This window comes from Mesobacillus sp. ABV4_180, from assembly GCF_056158485.1.
In genome coordinates this window covers 4,229,393-4,245,228 of sequence record NZ_JBSWTJ010000001.1, presented here as the reverse complement: position 1 = coordinate 4,245,228, position 15,836 = coordinate 4,229,393, and the positions used below count along the sequence as shown (strand labels likewise).

Sequence of the window (15,836 nt, the reverse complement as noted above, 5' to 3'; positions counted from 1 at the left end):
ATGGTGAGGCTGCTGAATGAATTTTCAGCGGCTTTTTTTGTTTCAATTGGATTCTGTGCCCGAGGTAGAGAAGGGATAACGATTAACGGCGCAGAAAAGGGGGGGTGTTCCAGAAGTGAAGAAGTAATCAGAAGCCGGTCACATAAAAGCGGGATATGTGCCCGGTCCGGAGAGGAAACCCGAAAACCGGTCACATAAAAACGAGATATGTGTCCGGACTGGAGAGGAAACCCGAAAACCGGTCACATAAAAGCGAGATATGCCCGGTCTGGAGAGGAAACCCGAAAACCGGTCACATAAAAGTGAGATATGTGCCCGGACTGGGGAGGGAAACCGTAAACGGGTCACATAAAAGTGAGATATGTGCCCGGACTGGAGAGGAAACCCGAAAACGGGTCACATAAAAAGATTCATATTCCAAAAGTAAGATGTGCATTTCATCATAAGAATCTTGGATGAAAATGTATAAGTGAAGAATACTACCTTTTGTAAAATGATAAAAGGAGAGATTTCAATGAAGAAAAGAATGACTTTGGTGTTAATCATGATCATGATGGTCATGTCATTGGCAACTCCAGGTTTAGCTGCGAATAATTCATGAAATAAAAAGGACATTGTGGACACTGCGGTCGCGGCAGGGAACTTTAAGATTCTTGCTGCTGCTCTGGAAAAAGCCGGTTTGGTGGAGACTTTGAAGGGGGAGGGACCATTCACCGTTTTCGCACCGACGGATGAAGCGTTCAACAAATTGCTGAAGGACTTAGGGATTACAGCAGATCAACTACTGGCAAGACAAGATTTAAAGGATATCCTTCTGTATCATGTTCTTCCAGGTAAGGTATTATCAAGCGACCTGAAGGAAGGAATGAAGGCGCAAACACTGGCGAAGAAGGATGTGACCATTTCTCTTGACCCAGTCCAGGTAAATGAAGCAAATGTGGTTACTCCGGATGTTGCAGCCTCAAATGGTGTCATCCATGTGATTGACCAAGTATTGCTGCCGAAATAAAATACGACGGTTCCTGCTTTAAAAGCGGGAACCGTCATTTTTTTGGTTTTTTCGAGGATACTCGGCTTATAAAAAAGCCCTAAGCAAAATGATTCAAAATCAATGAAGCCAACAATCCAAGCGCGGTGATCAGGCCGGTGACGGGGCCGCTGTCTTCGAAGGCTTCTGGCATCATTGTGGATGCGATCATGGCAATGATCCCGCCGCCAGCGAAGGCTGAGATTCCTGCCATTAATGCACCTGAGGCGTCTTTCAGGAAAAAGTAACCCGCCCAGGAGGATACGGTGGCAATAGCTAGAACGGAAAACCACATGATGAAAATCTTCAGCCTGGAATAGCCATTTTTCCGCAATCCAGCCGTGCTGGAGAGACCTTCCGGGATGTTGCTGACAAAAATGGCGACTACTAAAAGAAAGCTGACCGTTTTTTGCTCCAGAAGGCTGGCGCCAATCATGATGGATTCTGGAATCGCATCGATGATCGTCCCTATGAAAATCGCAATCCCGGCATTCGACTCAACCGGCTTGCCAGAACGTTTCCGGTCGGAAGCGCCTTTTTTGGAAACCATTAAATCCAACAGCGTGAAAAGGGAGGCACCTGACAAAAAACCGATGCTGGTCGCAAGAATCCCGCCTTTATGGACCGCTTCGCCAACAAGCTCATAGGAAGCGGCGCCAATGAGGACGCCTGTCCCGAAAGCCATGATAAAGCCAATTACCTTTTTCGGGATCGTAAACATCATAGCAGCCAGAGAACCGAGCAAAACCGCCGAACCAGAAATCGCGCCCCACATGGCCGCAATCCACATATGTACTCTCCTTTCGGTGAAATTTCATTGGTAATATAATTTCCCATCTAAAGGGAGATTATTATCATGGGGACGGTTCTCACGTTTCACAATAACCAAAATAGCTCGCCTATGATGGCGAGCTATTTATACGTCTTTAATCTGATTTCTTGCTGTTCTTTTATCGGAAATCTCAATATATCGAATTGTTTCCCTCTGAAGCTTACGATAGGATGCTGTCAGCAAAGCCGCTCCGGCTGAAAGCAATGAGGCCATGAGCAGTTTTTTTCTAGTCTTATCCATGATCTCCCTCCAATTTCAACTATCCTTTTCTTTTAACCTATTCCCTTTTTTATAGCACTTGTAACATAGGGGCGGTTCTCCTATTCCATTCTGGAACACGAGAACCGTCCCCGTGTTTCTTAATGAATCGCCTCTTCCGTCTCCCTGACAATCTTCCACTTTCCATCAATAAGCTTCCAGTTTTCAATCGTGAACAGGCTCGCTAAAATCTCTTCATTTTTCACGATGAGCTGTTCATAAAAGACTACGGCATTTTCATTATTCCCGAAGCGGATCACTCTGTTTTCAAATCTTTTCTGGCACCCGAGGAAGTGCATGACAGACTGCTTCATGCCATCAATGGCGTCTTGTTTGGAGAAAATCATCGGCTGGTTATGGGTACCTTTGAAAAAGGCAACATAATAGTCATCCGTCATTCGGTCCAAAGCTGAAGTGTCGCCTGAGGTCATTGCGTTATTCCAGTCGTCGAGAAAAGTGTCGTGCATCCGTGTGAATTCTTTTATCGAATTTTTAAGTTTTACCATAGGTTAAGCCTCGCATTCGTTTGGGAATATAAGTAAATTCGTGAACAGAGTCCACTTTCCCTCTGAAAAAACAAAAGCTGCCAAAATAAATGGCAGCCAATCCCGCAGATTATTTACTCGTCATTTTTTCATCAAGATACTTGAGAATCATTTCCCAGGCTGAATCGTGCCGGCTCTTGGATTCTTCATCCGGGAATCCATTGTGTGTCAGGCTCAAAAGGGTCCCGCTCTGTTTGGGTTCAAGTTCGATTGTCACCACTGTTTCCGCACCTTTTGTTCCGCTTGCACCAGTCAGCCAGGTGAATTCAATCAGGCGATCCGGCATTAAACGAAGGAATCTTCCGTAATGGGGGTGACGCTGCTCCACGGTATCTTCCGCAGCTTTAAAAACGGTCTCGAAGAAAAAGACGGAATTGACCTCTGCCTTCATAATCAGTGTTCCAGGTGCCGCAAACCATTCATCGAACTTTTCGGTCCACGCTTGGTAAAGGACGTGAGGCGGGGACTCCATTAAGCGTTCAACCGTAAAGCCGAGCGGCCTTGCTGATAAGTCTGGTATTGTGATAGGTTCCAATTTATATTCTCCTTACTTAGCGGGATATCTATCTTGTAAAAAGGCCACAGACTGATTGATTAATGCTTTTAAAACATCTACATCAATATCTGCGATTTTATTAATGTACACACAAGCTTTTCCAGAAGTATGCTTGCCAAAATCCTTTAATAGCGCTTCTCTTTCGGTGTCGCCGGTGGCAAAATACAAGCTGATTTTCGCTTTCCGGGGTGAGAAGCCAACGAGCGGCGCATCGCCTTCGTGGCCGGTTTCGTACTTATAATGGTAGGATCCAAATCCGATGATGCTCGGTCCCCACATCTTCGCTGGATATCCAGTCGTTTCTGTAAAAATGTCCAATAGCCTGTACGCATCCTCACGCTTTTTCGGATTGTCGACAGCTTCAATGAACTCAATGACACTATTGTCATTTTCCTTTGTTTTCAGTTCGTACATCTCAAGGATTCTCCTATTCTTTTTTTATCTATGTTGGTCTACAAGAATCTGATTGCCGTCAGGATCTTCAATCATGAAATGGGCTGGCCCTTCTCCTGATTCATTTGCCTCAGCCAGGAACTTTACACCGTGTTCTTTCAGTTGCTTTTGAAGTTCGCGAACATCCGTAAAACTTTCCAGATTTTCGGCATTTTGGTTCCAGCCTGGATTGAAGGTAAGGATATTCTTTTCAAACATCCCCTGGAACAGTCCGATAATGCAATTCTCATTCTTCATGATCAGCCAATTTTGTGTAATGTCCCCACCCAGGTCTTTAAATCCAAGATTTTCGTAAAAAGCTTTTGAAGCTGCAAGGTCTTTTACCGTTAAGCTTACAGAAAATGCACCAAGTTTCATGTTTTCTACCACCTTTTATAGAATGAAAATTCTGATATTAATCTAAATTTAGTATAGACAAGCATTCTAAAATTTACAATGAAGCACATAAAAAAACCCTTGTCATAATTCGTTCAAAACATTTCAACAGAATTGTGAATTGATTCACAAAAACCCCTATTTTCGAGATATATTTGATATCTTATAAGTGTAATAATACTAAATAACTTAATGGAGTGAGGAAAATGTTTGCAAAGTGGTTAAGAGAAAATAACATTGCTGCTGGCCTGTTGACTGTCATTAGGGTTTGGCTAGGATATAACTGGATGACTGCCGGATGGGGCAAATTGACTGGGGAAGGATTCGATGCTTCCGGCTATTTGAAAAATGCTGTAGCGAATCCAGTTAAGGGTCCAGATGGAAACATGGTATACGGCTGGTACGTGAGCTTCCTGGAAAGCTTTGCACTACCGAACGTCGAACTGTTCAACTTCATCGTTCCGCTTGGTGAATTCCTTGTCGGACTTGGTTTGATCCTTGGTACACTGACAACTGCTGCAATGTTCTTCGGCCTTGTGATGAACTTCAGTTTCTTCCTTGCCGGAACAGTATCTCACAACCCAACTGACATCTTCTTCGGCTTCATCATCCTGGCTGCTGGCTTCAACGCAGGCAAGTACGGCTTAGACCGCTGGGTAGTGCCATTCATCCGCAAAACTGTTTTGAAACGCGGTGAAGAAGGCGTCCGCAGCGCAGCTTAACCTTAGTTACATCCCCCTTTAAAATAAATTGGCTGCCGGGAAATTTCTCGGCGGCTATTTTTGTTTCGGGTATAGAGTCTTCTTATATTACCTTATTGGGGTTTGCTACCCTAAAGTCTTTCTATGTTATCTTTATTAGGTTTGCCAACTGGTTTCGGGCATATAGAGTCTTTCTATGTTCCCTTTATTGGGTTTGCCGACTGGTTTTTGGCTTATAGAGTCTTTCTATGTTCCCATTATTGAGTTTGCCAACTGGTTTCGGGCATATAGAGTCTTTCTATGTTCCCTTTATTGGGTTTGCCACCTGGTTTCGGGCATATAGAGTCTTTCTTTTGGGGATATATGTGTATCCATCTAATTTAAGGTCTAGAATTAGCCTAATACCAGAACGCGAGAACCGTCCCCATGTTTCTTAATCAAACGTTTGATTAAGAAAAATTGTGATTGGTAAACGGATAATTATTTCATATTCAACATGAACAGGTTGAATTATAATCGAATTAGTGTGAATTTTTAAAAATGGGGGGTGGATTCAGTGAAAACCATTCAGAATCCATGGATTAAGCTTAAGGGGAATATTGATGCTGATGACTATGAAATGATCAGCCAACTTCAGGAGCGCTGCATTCAACACGATGGCACGGCTCTTAAACTGGAGCTTGATTACAAGCTTGGGGTTAACAATGACGGCAGCAAGGGTGTTCAAGACATAAATGAGTTTTTGTATTTCGATGGGGAGAAGTTGATTGGCTATATTGGTGTTTGCAGTTTTGGCGGCCCGTGGGAAATCAATGGCGTGGTGGATCCGGATTACAGGCGTCAGGGTGTGTTCACTAAATTATTTGAGCTGGTTCAGCAGGAATGGAAGCGTAGGAATTCTGGCAGCATGCTGCTGTTAAGTGACCGCAGCTCGGAATCTGGCCAGAAATTCATCGCTGGAATTGGTGCAGGGTACAAGCATTCAGAGTATGAGATGTTCTTGAAAAAGGATGATCAAGTCCTAACTCAAGATCTATCGTCTGGAATCACCTTCAGAAAAGCAACCAATGGGGATGCCAGGGAAATCGCCCGTCAGAATGCGATTTATTTTAACGACGAATACAATGAAAATGACTTTGAAGACATTGAGGCAGAAACCGAGGAGATGATTCTCCCTGAAGAAGAGGAAAAGCGGGGGATGACCTCTTACCTTGTTGAAAAAGACGGACAGATCATTGGAAAAGTGAATCTCCAGCTGACTTCCAAGCTTGGTGCCATCTTCGGTCTTGGAGTCCTGCCGGAGTACCGGCGCAAGGGATATGGAAGAGCACTACTCCTCATGGCGGTCGAGAAGCTGAAAGAAGCAAACGCAAAGGAAATCATGCTGCAGGTAGCGGCCGAAAATTCCAACGCGCTCAACCTTTATAAGTCATGCGGATTTGTGGAAACATCCACGATGGATTATTTTGAATTGAAATAGTTAATACAATATAGGACGGCTTCCTAAGCCGTCCTATTCTTATAATTTCATCGTCATAAACACACTATTATCGTCTTCCACATAATCCCCAAATGGCGGGCAGTATTCAAAGCCGTATTTTTCATAAAGCTTCCTTGCAGGGACGAATGCCTCCATTGAACCGGTTTCCAGGCTTAGTCTTGAATAGCCGCGCTCCCTGGCTTCCTTGATGATGTGCTCGAGCATGGCCTGTGCAACTCCTTTTCGGAGATGGGCAGAGGCCGTCCTCATCGATTTGAGCTCACCATGCTGGGAATCAAGCTCCTTCATTGCACCGCAGCCCATGAGCTGCTCACCTTCCCAGGCTGTCCAGAAGGAAATCTCCGGTTTCTTTAACTTATCAAGCCCCAGCGCATGAATGCTTTCGGGAGGGGAGTGAAGCGTCATCCCGTGCAAATGTTCCCCGATTAATGAAACCACTTCAGAACCTGTTAGATCATCGACTTTAATTTTCATAAAAAAACCCCCCGGAGATTGAAACTATTTCTTTTTCTGGCGGAATAAATCGATTGATTTATACCCTTGTGATAAAATCTCGACCATTTGTTCCTGGCGTTTTTCGCGCGTTTTTTGCTGCTTGGCAGAGAATATGTAACGAGCCCAATCTTTTTGGTAGCCTGGGGTCAGTTCTTTATAAAATTGTTGCTCATTTGGATGATCAGTTAGTAATTTCTCAACATCCTGGACGTTGTCCTCGTAATCAGCCACACACTGGCTTGCCGCTGATGACTTTTGTGCTGGCTTCTTTTCCCGCTTTAATCCCACGACAGTAAAAACGTCATCCATACTGACCATTCTCGAAAATTTGATATCGCTATTTTCTACATATCCATCTTCGCCCACCTTCATCGCCGGGAAGATCTCATCTCTATGAACATAAGTTTCATACCGCTTGTTGCCTTTTTTCGGATAGGCAAAAAATAAATAACCTTTTTCCTGTAATGGTTGCTTTTTAATGATGCTCTGAACATGTTCTGCCATTTCATCAATCGTTTCGATAAAGATGAAAATGGCATCATGGTCGCCGGAAATTTCCGTTTTATAACCATTGAACAAATCATAATCGCTTGGCTGGTTGAGGACAGCCAGATTCTTGTACTTAGTCAGATTCAATTTATTTATGATTGTCATCATATACTCCTTTATGGTTTGGGTATCTTTATTATAAAGTATATAAATTGGCAGGATGCATATCAACATAGGCGGCATATATAAATAATATAAGCAGTTGTATGTTTTTGTAAAAAAAATCAAAAACACAGTTGACAGTCAGTTTGTTTCCATGATAAATTTATCTTGAATTAAAGATAAATTAATTCGAGGTAAATATTAGATTTTTAAAATTTTTTAGATGTTTATCTCGAATTCGAGATAAAAAAACAAAAACAATTTGGAGGGATTTTAGAATGGCTAAATTTGCAGTAGACCAGGCGCACTCAGCAGTAGGATTTGAAGTGAAACACATGATGGTATCAAAGGTAAAAGGACAGTTTGATTCTTATACAGCAGAGGTTGAAGCAGCAGACTTAACAGATCTAACAACAGCTTCAATCTCATTCAAAATTGACGTAGCAAGCATCAACACACGCAATGACGATCGCGACAACCACTTGAAATCAGCGGATTTCTTCGATGCGGAAAGCAATCCAACAATCGATTTCAAATCTACTGTTATCACAAGAGACGGCGATGACTATAAAGTAGCAGGTGACTTAACGATCAAGGGTGTAACAAAGCCAGTAACATTCGACGTTGAATTCGGCGGCAAAGGAACAAACCCATGGGGTGTTGAAGTTTACGGCTTCGAAGCAGAAGCAAAGATCAACCGCGAAGAATTCGGGCTTACATGGAATGCAGCACTAGAAACAGGCGGCGTTCTAGTAGGAAAAGAGGTAAAAATCAAAGTTGAACTAGAAGTGAATCCAGCAGCATAAAGGTCAAAGGAGTCCAATTCGCACATGAATTGACTCCTTTTCTTTTTAGCTCATGACTCACAGTATAGTAATCCCTCCTCTGGGAATATTAAGGCAAAAAGTAATTTGGGTGTTTATATGAGTGAGGATACAGCGAGAATCTCGAAGGTTTTAAAAGAGAACTTATCTTACATACAAAGTACATTTCATCATAATAAAGAGCTAATTATTCGTTCGTTTTTTTTCTCGTCGGATTCATCTGGCTGCCTGGTGTATTTGGATACGATCGCGGATAAAAAGGTGATCCAAGAGCATATACTGGGACCGATATTAAAGCTTGAAAAATTGTCAGGTAAGCCCATTCAACTAATTGAAAACACAATCGAGATTTCCAAAATCAAGCTCGTTTCCGAATTGGGTGAAGCAGTAAACGAGCTGTCTAATGGAAATACACTTATTTTTATCGATGGCGCTGATTCAGGTATTTCAGCTGATACGGCCGATTGGAAGGACCGCTCGCTTTCACCTCCGCAGATCCAGCGAGTATTAAAGGGGCCGCAGATTGGTTTTACAGAGCTGGCCAATAATAATATCTCACTCATAAAACGAATCATTAAAAATGATCAATTGACGATTGAGGACCAGACCATCGGGGAGGAAACCAGCACAGGGGTCTATCTTTTATATTTAGCTGACAAAGCGGATCGTGACATAGTGAATCATGTTAGAAGCAAGGTGAAATCCATTAACCTGAAGTCCATCCTGGATTCATCCTATATCCAGGAAAGCATCTCAAGGGACCAGATTACTCCTTTCCCGTTGGTGCTGGCAACGGAACGTCCGGATGTTGTGGCAGGCCATTTATTGGAGGGGAAAATAGCGATTATTTGTGATGGATCCCCAGATGCTTTGATTGTGCCTTCATTGTTCATCCAGTTTTTCCATTCACCTGAAGACTATTATGAAAGCTCGATGTTCAATTTTACGAGATTGATTCGAATCTTCTCTTTTGTTGCTTCAATCTTTCTGATTCCTTTTTATATCGCATTTGTTTTATTCCATCAGGAGCTTATTCCGAGTGAACTGCTTGTCAGCCTGGCCGCACAGAGGCAAATTGTTCCGCTGCCTTTAGTCATTGAAGTCCTCCTCTTGATGGTGATTTTCGAAGTATTATTGGAAAGTTCCATTCGATTACCGACAGGCATCATGCTGGCATTTTCCATCATCGGAACCATCATTTTAGGGCAATCTGCTGCCGAGGCTGGAATCGTCCAGCTTTCAACACTGGTGATCATTTCAGCTACATATGTACTGAATTTCGCGATTCCCGTGCAACCCTTCGGTAACGCGATCAAAGCGATCCGCTATATCATGGTATTTTTGTCCAGTTCATTTGGTTTATATGGAGTCATCCTGGGAACGATTGTCTTAACTAACCACCTTTCTTCATTAAACAGCTTTGGCGTTCCATATTTATCACCAATCACACCTGTAAAAACTGCTGACTTAAAAGACACCTTTATTCGGTTCTCGTTAAAGAAGATAATCAATTCACCCAAAAAGTATGATAAGGACGATCTCCTTAAAAATAGCCGTAAATGAGTGATTGCCCATGAAATATCTTTATGCTCTATTTATACTTTTATCGGTGGCGGCGGTTTTTCTCGCTCCAATGGATAAACATGAGTTAAATGAACTTTCTTTTACCTTTGCAATGGGTGTCGATTATGCAGAGGACGGGTATGAGCTATCCCTGCAATTGATTAATCCAGCGGCCATTGCCGGAAAGACACCGGTTCCCAATTCACCCTATGTTGTGTACAAAGCCACGGGAAAAACCATCGATACGGCATTGGAGAGAATTTCCGTCAACTTGTCCCGCTTTGTGCATTTAAAGCAGGTGGAAGTGATCATTTTAAGTGAAAAATTAGCTCGTGAGGGAAAAATCAAAGACATTGCGGAATATGTCATGCATTCTGCGCAGATCCCGACCGATGCCAACATGGTGATCATTAAGGATGTGGACGCGAGTGAGTTGTTAAAGGTCTATTCACCGATTGAAGGCTTTTCCGCATTTGAAATTGCCAACATCCTGAAAAAATTGGGAAGAGATATTCCCAAGACTTCTTCTGAAATCAAGGTGGACGAGATCAAGGAAGGAAAAGACATAACCTTGCCTTACATAAGATTGGCAGGAGACCTTAAAAGCGGGCAATCGAAAGGGAACTTAGAAACAACGAGTCCTGCGCATATCGCCTATGGAGGGTTGGCTCTCTTCAAGGAAGATCAGCTAGTCACCTTTCTCGATTACCGGGATGCTGCCTACGTTTCAATGTTGCAGGGAGTTGAATCTGGTTATTCAATCGAAGCCAGCTGCCCTAAAGAAGAGAATGACGTTTTTACCTTTCGTGTCCTTGGGAATCGGGCCAGGGAGGGGAAAGTTGAAACCCGTGAAGACAAGTATATCTACCATTTTGACTTGAAGCTTAAGGGTGATATCAGCCAGTTCGAATGTGATGTAAATCTTGATAACCCGAAAGAAATCGAGCTAATAGAAAAACAACTGGAAAAAGTGATTCAGAAGAATGTAGATCACCTACTTACTGTTGCACAGGAACAGGAGATAGACCCTTTGGGGCTAGGACTCATCATGCGAGAAGAAAGTCCGGAAAACTGGAAGAAGGTAAAATCGGAGTGGCCATCACGAATGAAAAATGCTGAAATCCAACTTTCTACGAAAATTTCTGTGCAAAATATTGGTAATTACAAAGCGGGAGATGGATCAGGTGGAGAATAAACCAACTATAGGGATAATCGAGACGCTGTTTACGATGCTGCTTTTCCTAATTGGAAGCTCCGTTATTTTTGGGCTGAATTTATCAGCAGAAAAAGCTTCCTGGGTCGTCAGTCTCGCAGCAGGGTGCTTAGGGCTGGTTTTATTCTATATGTATGTCTATACCTGGAGAAACAATGATTTCGGGAACCTTCATCAGATTTTGAAAAAGAATCTGGGAAGGTTCCTTGGATGGATTGCATCTCTTGTCTATGTGCTGTACTTTACTTATCTGGCCTCCCGCGTATTAACGGACTTTAGCATGTTCATCACCAGTACTTTGCTCTATTCCATGAACCCATTCTTAATAAAATTCTCCATCTTTCTTGTGGTTGTCTATACCTATGTCAAAGGGCTGGAAGCCTTTATTCGCTCAGCCGTCATTATCGGCAGCATAACTGTTCTGTTTCTTTTATTGATTCCATTCTGGATTGTCGTTAGCGGGACGTTTCATTGGGAATACATCGATCCCATCTTTGCTATGGATGTGAAAAAAATCATCAAAATCCTGCCCACGATGATTGCGTTTCCTTTTGGTGAGCTGATTGCTTTTTTAATGATTTTTCCTCACTTAAATCATGAACACAGAACACTTCTATCCAAAAAAGGAAGCTACATTATTATCTTCTTTACGATATTGCTATCCCTGTTTTCATTTTTAGCCATTGGCGTGTTACATCCGGAATTGGCTGCCAACTACACGTTTCCAATCATCAGCGCGATTGAAAGGGTCACACTTTTCAATTTCATTGAACGCCTGGATGTCTTTGCGGTGATTGTCATCATCTTTGGTGGATACTTTAAAATTGCCATCTTCACCTTCGCAAGCGTAAATCTTGCTAAATCCACCATGACAAAGGTTAAACCAAAAGTGCTGACCTTTTCTATTCTGGTAGTCATCTTTCTGCTGTCCTACACCTATGCGGAAAATATTTCACAGCACCTGGAGGTCGGACTGAAATACGTACCGGTTTTTATCCATTTGCCGTTAGCCATCCTGGTGCCGATTTTGCTTCTTTTCATCACGGTCATTAGGAAGAAAAGGGCGATGAAGTGAAGAGAAAGAATGAATAAGGCCAATCTCATTTCTTCAGGCTGGGATTAGCCGTTATTAATAACAAGAAAGAAGAGCTGCCAAAAGCAGCTCTTCTTTCAATAGGGAATGGTGTTCAGGTTTCAATATTTAAAAGTCCAGAACCACTCCTATGCATCTAGGCTTGGTAAGCTGTATTCTTCCCTCTGCTCGCGTCCGAGGTTTGTTTGGTTGTTTTTTCTGCTGGTATAACCAAATTTAACAGCACGGCTGCCAGTGCACCGACGGTAATGCCGGAGGAAAGGATATAGTTCGCCCAGTCTGGCATGCTGTACAACACTTCTTTTGGTAAAAGGGTTGCTGCAATGGTCAAGAGAATTGGAAGGCCGATGACCATCATGTTTCTGTCGTCGATGTGGAGCGGCTGGATTACTTTCATGCCGTTTGTCACGATCGCCACACAGACAATGCCAAAAATTCCATTGATAACAGGCTCTGGTATGCAAGTAATCGCAGTGGAAAGCTTAGGGATAAGCCCTAAACATACAAGGATTAAGCCGCTCGCCATGATCGCCAGTCTGCTTGCTACGCCAGTGATCGCAAGCAATCCTGCGTTGGAAGAGTATCCTGTCATAGGCGTGCTTCCGAACAGTGCACCCACAAAGCATCCAAGTCCTTCACCGACAGAAGCGCGGTTTAGACGTTTTTCATCAAGCTCTTTTCCTGTAACCGTGGAAACGACGAACCATGTTCCTGTTGTTTCAATCAAGATAATTAAGTATACGAACACAATTGTGATAATGGCATTTACATCAAAAACGGGTTTTCCAAAAGGAAATAATGTTGGCAAGGAGAACCAGCTTGCACTTTTAACCGGTGAAAAGTCGACGCCTCCAAAGAAGCTTGCGGTAACTGTTCCGGCAATGATTGCAATAATGACTGAAACGAGTCGGAAAAATGTACTGAGCCCATGTCTTTTGCGTCCCAGCAGCATGCAAATGACCAGGACTCCTGCAGAGACAGAAGCAACAAGAATGTTTTCCCCAATATTGCCTGGAGAGTGGTATATGTTATTTAGACCGATTGGCATCAATGCGATCCCGACAATGATGATCACTGTTCCGCCTACAAGCGGAGGAATGATCTTGCGGACTGCTTTTGCGAACCACTTCAATGGGTAACCGAGAAGGGCAATGATAATGGCACCCGGTATTAGACTCCCGGCAATAGCGCCTAGCCCCAGCTTTCCACCAATAGCCGCGATGGCCCCGATCGGTACATAAGAAGGCCCTTGTACGACAGGCAATTTAATCCCGGCGCCTGTTTGAATCAGTGTTGCAATCCCAGTGGCTAAAAAGCACATCTGAATGAAAAATGAGGTGTTTTCGGTGCTCAATGCTAAAAGCCCGGCAATAATAATCGGCGCTATGTATAAATCCATTGCCAACACATGCTGTAAGCCTAATACAAACGCTTTACCATAGCTGATTTTATCATCGACTCCGATGATGATGTTATTCTCCTTTTTCCTATCCAATCCAGTCTTCCTCCCTTGATGAATTCGTGTTTTGCGTCCTTTTCAACTGGATTATACAAAAATAAATATTTGATGTACATAAAAAACGAATAATTTTATATAAATATATTTTAATGTTCGTATTTTTGTTGACCGATTATATGAGTGCATTTACAATTAAGTCATAAAAATGGATGTGGGGGAGAAGGAAATGCAGCAAGACTATGTATTGCAGCAAGACTGGATTGTGGCATGCAAAGCTGAAGACCTTAAGGAAAAACCTGTTCAGGTCATCATTATGGGAGAACGTTTAGCGATTTTCAGAAATAGTGAAGGTGTACATGCATTCAAGGATTTATGTATTCACAGAGGTGCAGCCCTGTCATTGGGTGAAGTGAAAAATGACTGCCTTGTGTGCCCTTATCATGCCTGGGAATATAATCAGGAAGGAGAATGTGTAAACATTCCGCAGCTTCCTGAGGGACGTGCGATCCCCAAGAAAGCGAAAGCCATTTCTTACTCATGCATTGAAAAGTACGGATTCATTTGGGTGAATCTAGCCAATAATCAGCCAGAGTTTTTCTTATATGATGAAATGGAGGGGGAAAGCTGGCATAATGTCATCTGGGGTCCGCAGGCCGTGCAGGCAAAGCCGCCGCGAATCATTGAAAACTTCCTGGATGTTGGTCATCTGGCGGTCGTCCATGAGGGCTTTTTAGGAACCGATAGTCACCGAATCATAGAAGACTATGCAGTCAATCGTACCGATAACCGAATTTTTTCAGACGAAATACCCATTTATCAGCCAGATCCTGATGGGTCAGGAAAACCGAAATATGTATATTACACCTATGAAATTGTTCGTCCTTTGACGGTTAAGTTCACAAAAAGGGATCGTGAAAACAACACGGAAATGACCATCCTTTTAACAGTCCGTCCTGAAAATGAAAGCACATCCGTAGCCTATGGAATTCTTTCTTTTAACTATGAAACGGGTCTTTCCGATGACGAAATCATCGAATTCCAAAATGAGATTTTTGCACAGGACAAACCAGTGGTGGAAAACCAAAAGCCAGAAGAGCTGCCTCTCGATCTGCAAGTCGAGCTTTCGCTTGTCTGTGACCGGATGAGTATTGCATACAGGCAGTATTTGAAAGAGCTTGGAGTTGTTCTGGGTACAGCTTAAACGTAGACCATAGAATAGCTTCTTCTAAAGTAATTGCATCATGCTATAATACAACTGGTATAAAACATCCTTCAGAAAGATAGGTAACATGTATGAAGAAGAAATTAATCCTTATTGGCATGGTTGTTGTTGTAATAGCTCTTTTATCCGCAGGGATGTTTAAAGTTACGAAACTAAGAAGCTTTCAATTTTTCGGAGGCTTAACATACCAGGTTGAAACGGAAAAAAAGGTCATTGCTTTAACATTTGATGACGGTCCAACGAAGAACGTGGATCAGATTCTGCCTTTATTGGATCAATACAAGGCAAAAGCAACTTTTTTCCTCATCGGGAATGATATTGAAAAACACCCTGAAGAAGCTGAAAAATTAGTGAAAGCAGGCCACCAAATTGGCAATCATACCTTTTCACACAAAAGAATGGTCTTGAAATCTCCTTCTTTTATTAAAGAGGAAATAGAAAAAACGGATGAGTTGATCCGCAAATCTGGATATAAGGGCGAAATCGACTTTCGGCCTCCTTATGGAAAAAAACTTGTGGGCTTGCCTTATTATTTAGATAAGCACGACAGAGAAACTATAATGTGGAATTTGGAACCGGAAACGTATTATACAAGTGCTGAAGACAAAGTGAATGATGTGGTGGAAAACATTCAACCAGGATCGATTATCTTGCTGCATCCAATGTACGATCAGACAAGCGAGACATTCCAGGTGATCGAAGATATTTTACGAGAGCTTACGAACAAAGGATATCAATTTGTGACTGTGGATGAACTTCAGGAATATGATGAAAGTAAATGAAAATTTTAGGCTGATAGGATTCAGCTTTGGCGATTCTTCTGTTATGAAGGATCGCCTTTTTTCTCTAATGGGATAGAAAGACTTAGAAAAAACAAACAGAAAACGAGACTAAGAAAAAAACGGAGTTGGGGAAATAAAAGTATGAGAAAAATAGGTTATTAGACACTAGATTCATGACTTTAAAACTATAAAAAATAAATGAAAAACAAATCTCGACAAAAAGACGAACAAAAAACCCCTGAAAAACCACTAAAAAACCACCAAAAAACTTGCGAATAACCCCAAT

Annotated in this window: 18 protein-coding genes; 9 read left to right on the top strand and 9 right to left on the bottom strand. The window is 42.4% G+C overall.

The window, feature by feature from the left end:
* Positions 1–616: 616 nt before the first annotated feature.
* Positions 617–1,009, top strand: a complete 393-nt coding sequence (locus tag ACXAEA_RS21575) for a fasciclin domain-containing protein (RefSeq protein ID WP_475097896.1) — start codon at positions 617–619, stop codon at positions 1,007–1,009.
* Between the two features lie 79 nt (positions 1,010–1,088).
* Here ACXAEA_RS21575 and ACXAEA_RS21570 read toward each other — a convergent pair whose 3' ends face one another.
* The 6 genes from ACXAEA_RS21570 to ACXAEA_RS21545 all read right to left on the bottom strand — a co-directional run bounded on the left by ACXAEA_RS21570 (position 1,089) and on the right by ACXAEA_RS21545 (position 4,028).
* Positions 1,089–1,817 carry a ZIP family metal transporter gene (locus ACXAEA_RS21570; RefSeq protein ID WP_475097895.1) on the bottom strand — a complete coding sequence of 243 codons (729 nt, stop codon included), beginning with the start codon at positions 1,815–1,817 and terminating at the stop codon, positions 1,089–1,091.
* A 126-nt stretch (positions 1,818–1,943) separates the two neighbouring features.
* On the bottom strand, positions 1,944–2,099 hold the full coding sequence (locus tag ACXAEA_RS21565; RefSeq protein ID WP_475097894.1) for a hypothetical protein: 156 nt from the start codon (positions 2,097–2,099) through the stop codon (positions 1,944–1,946).
* A gap of 119 nt (positions 2,100–2,218) precedes the next feature.
* Entirely contained in the window at positions 2,219–2,623 is a 405-nt protein-coding gene (locus ACXAEA_RS21560; RefSeq protein ID WP_475097893.1) for a nuclear transport factor 2 family protein, read from the bottom strand.
* A gap of 109 nt (positions 2,624–2,732) precedes the next feature.
* Positions 2,733–3,197, bottom strand: a complete 465-nt coding sequence (locus tag ACXAEA_RS21555) for an SRPBCC family protein (protein WP_475097892.1) — start codon at positions 3,195–3,197, stop codon at positions 2,733–2,735.
* Positions 3,198–3,209: 12 nt separating this feature from the next.
* Positions 3,210–3,632 carry a DUF1801 domain-containing protein gene (locus tag ACXAEA_RS21550; protein ID WP_475097891.1) on the bottom strand — a complete coding sequence of 141 codons (423 nt, stop codon included), beginning with the start codon at positions 3,630–3,632 and terminating at the stop codon, positions 3,210–3,212.
* 24 nt (positions 3,633–3,656) lie between these two features.
* Positions 3,657–4,028, bottom strand: coding sequence for a VOC family protein (locus ACXAEA_RS21545; protein ID WP_475097890.1), 372 nt, complete (start codon positions 4,026–4,028; stop codon positions 3,657–3,659).
* A gap of 224 nt (positions 4,029–4,252) precedes the next feature.
* Here ACXAEA_RS21545 and ACXAEA_RS21540 point away from each other — a divergent pair, with 224 nt between their 5' ends.
* On the top strand, positions 4,253–4,768 hold the full coding sequence (locus ACXAEA_RS21540; protein WP_475097889.1) for a DoxX family membrane protein: 516 nt from the start codon (positions 4,253–4,255) through the stop codon (positions 4,766–4,768).
* 535 nt (positions 4,769–5,303) lie between these two features.
* A complete protein-coding gene (locus ACXAEA_RS21535; protein WP_475097888.1) occupies positions 5,304–6,227 on the top strand; it encodes a GNAT family N-acetyltransferase in 924 nt (307 codons plus the stop codon).
* Between the two features lie 39 nt (positions 6,228–6,266).
* Here ACXAEA_RS21535 and ACXAEA_RS21530 read toward each other — a convergent pair whose 3' ends face one another.
* A complete protein-coding gene (locus ACXAEA_RS21530) occupies positions 6,267–6,722 on the bottom strand; it encodes a GNAT family N-acetyltransferase (protein ID WP_475097887.1) in 456 nt (151 codons plus the stop codon).
* Positions 6,723–6,746: 24 nt separating this feature from the next.
* Positions 6,747–7,397, bottom strand: coding sequence for a YdeI/OmpD-associated family protein (locus tag ACXAEA_RS21525; RefSeq protein WP_475097886.1), 651 nt, complete (start codon positions 7,395–7,397; stop codon positions 6,747–6,749).
* A gap of 275 nt (positions 7,398–7,672) precedes the next feature.
* On the opposite strand from ACXAEA_RS21525, the gene ACXAEA_RS21520 reads away from it, so the two are divergent.
* The 4 genes from ACXAEA_RS21520 to ACXAEA_RS21505 all read left to right on the top strand — a co-directional run bounded on the left by ACXAEA_RS21520 (position 7,673) and on the right by ACXAEA_RS21505 (position 12,069).
* Positions 7,673–8,200 (top strand): YceI family protein, encoded by a 528-nt coding sequence (locus ACXAEA_RS21520; RefSeq protein ID WP_475097885.1) that lies wholly within the window; start codon positions 7,673–7,675, stop codon positions 8,198–8,200.
* A 117-nt stretch (positions 8,201–8,317) separates the two neighbouring features.
* Positions 8,318–9,781: a spore germination protein gene (locus ACXAEA_RS21515; RefSeq protein ID WP_475097884.1), complete on the top strand. Its 1,464-nt coding sequence runs from the start codon at positions 8,318–8,320 to the stop codon at positions 9,779–9,781.
* Between the two features lie 10 nt (positions 9,782–9,791).
* Entirely contained in the window at positions 9,792–10,976 is a 1,185-nt protein-coding gene (locus tag ACXAEA_RS21510) for a Ger(x)C family spore germination protein (RefSeq protein WP_475097883.1), read from the top strand.
* Positions 10,966–12,069 carry a GerAB/ArcD/ProY family transporter gene (locus ACXAEA_RS21505; RefSeq protein ID WP_475097882.1) on the top strand — a complete coding sequence of 368 codons (1,104 nt, stop codon included), beginning with the start codon at positions 10,966–10,968 and terminating at the stop codon, positions 12,067–12,069. Before ACXAEA_RS21510 ends, ACXAEA_RS21505 begins: the two co-directional genes overlap by 11 nt.
* A 154-nt stretch (positions 12,070–12,223) precedes the next feature.
* On the opposite strand, the gene ACXAEA_RS21500 is transcribed toward ACXAEA_RS21505, so the two are convergent.
* The gene (locus tag ACXAEA_RS21500) at positions 12,224–13,582 is read right to left on the bottom strand and encodes a uracil-xanthine permease family protein (protein ID WP_475097881.1); all 1,359 of its coding nucleotides are present in this window, start codon (positions 13,580–13,582) and stop codon (positions 12,224–12,226) included.
* 190 nt (positions 13,583–13,772) lie between these two features.
* Here ACXAEA_RS21500 and ACXAEA_RS21495 point away from each other — a divergent pair, with 190 nt between their 5' ends.
* Together ACXAEA_RS21495 and ACXAEA_RS21490 are read left to right on the top strand one after the other, a co-directional pair.
* Complete coding sequence (locus ACXAEA_RS21495) at positions 13,773–14,747, top strand: Rieske 2Fe-2S domain-containing protein (protein ID WP_475097880.1); 975 nt, start codon at positions 13,773–13,775, stop codon at positions 14,745–14,747.
* A gap of 92 nt (positions 14,748–14,839) precedes the next feature.
* Positions 14,840–15,550, top strand: a complete 711-nt coding sequence (locus tag ACXAEA_RS21490) for a polysaccharide deacetylase family protein (RefSeq protein ID WP_475097879.1) — start codon at positions 14,840–14,842, stop codon at positions 15,548–15,550.
* Positions 15,551–15,836: the final 286 nt, after the last annotated feature.

Bases quoted from the DNA above. Each gene is read 5' to 3' on its own strand.
- ACXAEA_RS21540 (WP_475097889.1), top strand. From the start codon at position 4,253: ATGTTTGCAAAGTGGTTAAGAGAAAATAACATTGCTGCTGGCCTGTTG.
- ACXAEA_RS21560 (WP_475097893.1), bottom strand. From the start codon at position 2,623: ATGGTAAAACTTAAAAATTCGATAAAAGAATTCACACGGATGCACGAC.
- ACXAEA_RS21510 (WP_475097883.1), top strand. From the start codon at position 9,792: ATGAAATATCTTTATGCTCTATTTATACTTTTATCGGTGGCGGCGGTT.
- ACXAEA_RS21545 (WP_475097890.1), bottom strand. From the start codon at position 4,028: ATGAAACTTGGTGCATTTTCTGTAAGCTTAACGGTAAAAGACCTTGCA.
- ACXAEA_RS21530 (WP_475097887.1), bottom strand. From the start codon at position 6,722: ATGAAAATTAAAGTCGATGATCTAACAGGTTCTGAAGTGGTTTCATTA.
- ACXAEA_RS21550 (WP_475097891.1), bottom strand. From the start codon at position 3,632: ATGTACGAACTGAAAACAAAGGAAAATGACAATAGTGTCATTGAGTTC.
- ACXAEA_RS21490 (WP_475097879.1), top strand. From the start codon at position 14,840: ATGAAGAAGAAATTAATCCTTATTGGCATGGTTGTTGTTGTAATAGCT.
- ACXAEA_RS21570 (WP_475097895.1), bottom strand. From the start codon at position 1,817: ATGTGGATTGCGGCCATGTGGGGCGCGATTTCTGGTTCGGCGGTTTTG.
- ACXAEA_RS21515 (WP_475097884.1), top strand. From the start codon at position 8,318: ATGAGTGAGGATACAGCGAGAATCTCGAAGGTTTTAAAAGAGAACTTA.
- ACXAEA_RS21525 (WP_475097886.1), bottom strand. From the start codon at position 7,397: ATGACAATCATAAATAAATTGAATCTGACTAAGTACAAGAATCTGGCT.
- ACXAEA_RS21565 (WP_475097894.1), bottom strand. From the start codon at position 2,099: ATGGATAAGACTAGAAAAAAACTGCTCATGGCCTCATTGCTTTCAGCC.
- ACXAEA_RS21495 (WP_475097880.1), top strand. From the start codon at position 13,773: ATGCAGCAAGACTATGTATTGCAGCAAGACTGGATTGTGGCATGCAAA.
- ACXAEA_RS21520 (WP_475097885.1), top strand. From the start codon at position 7,673: ATGGCTAAATTTGCAGTAGACCAGGCGCACTCAGCAGTAGGATTTGAA.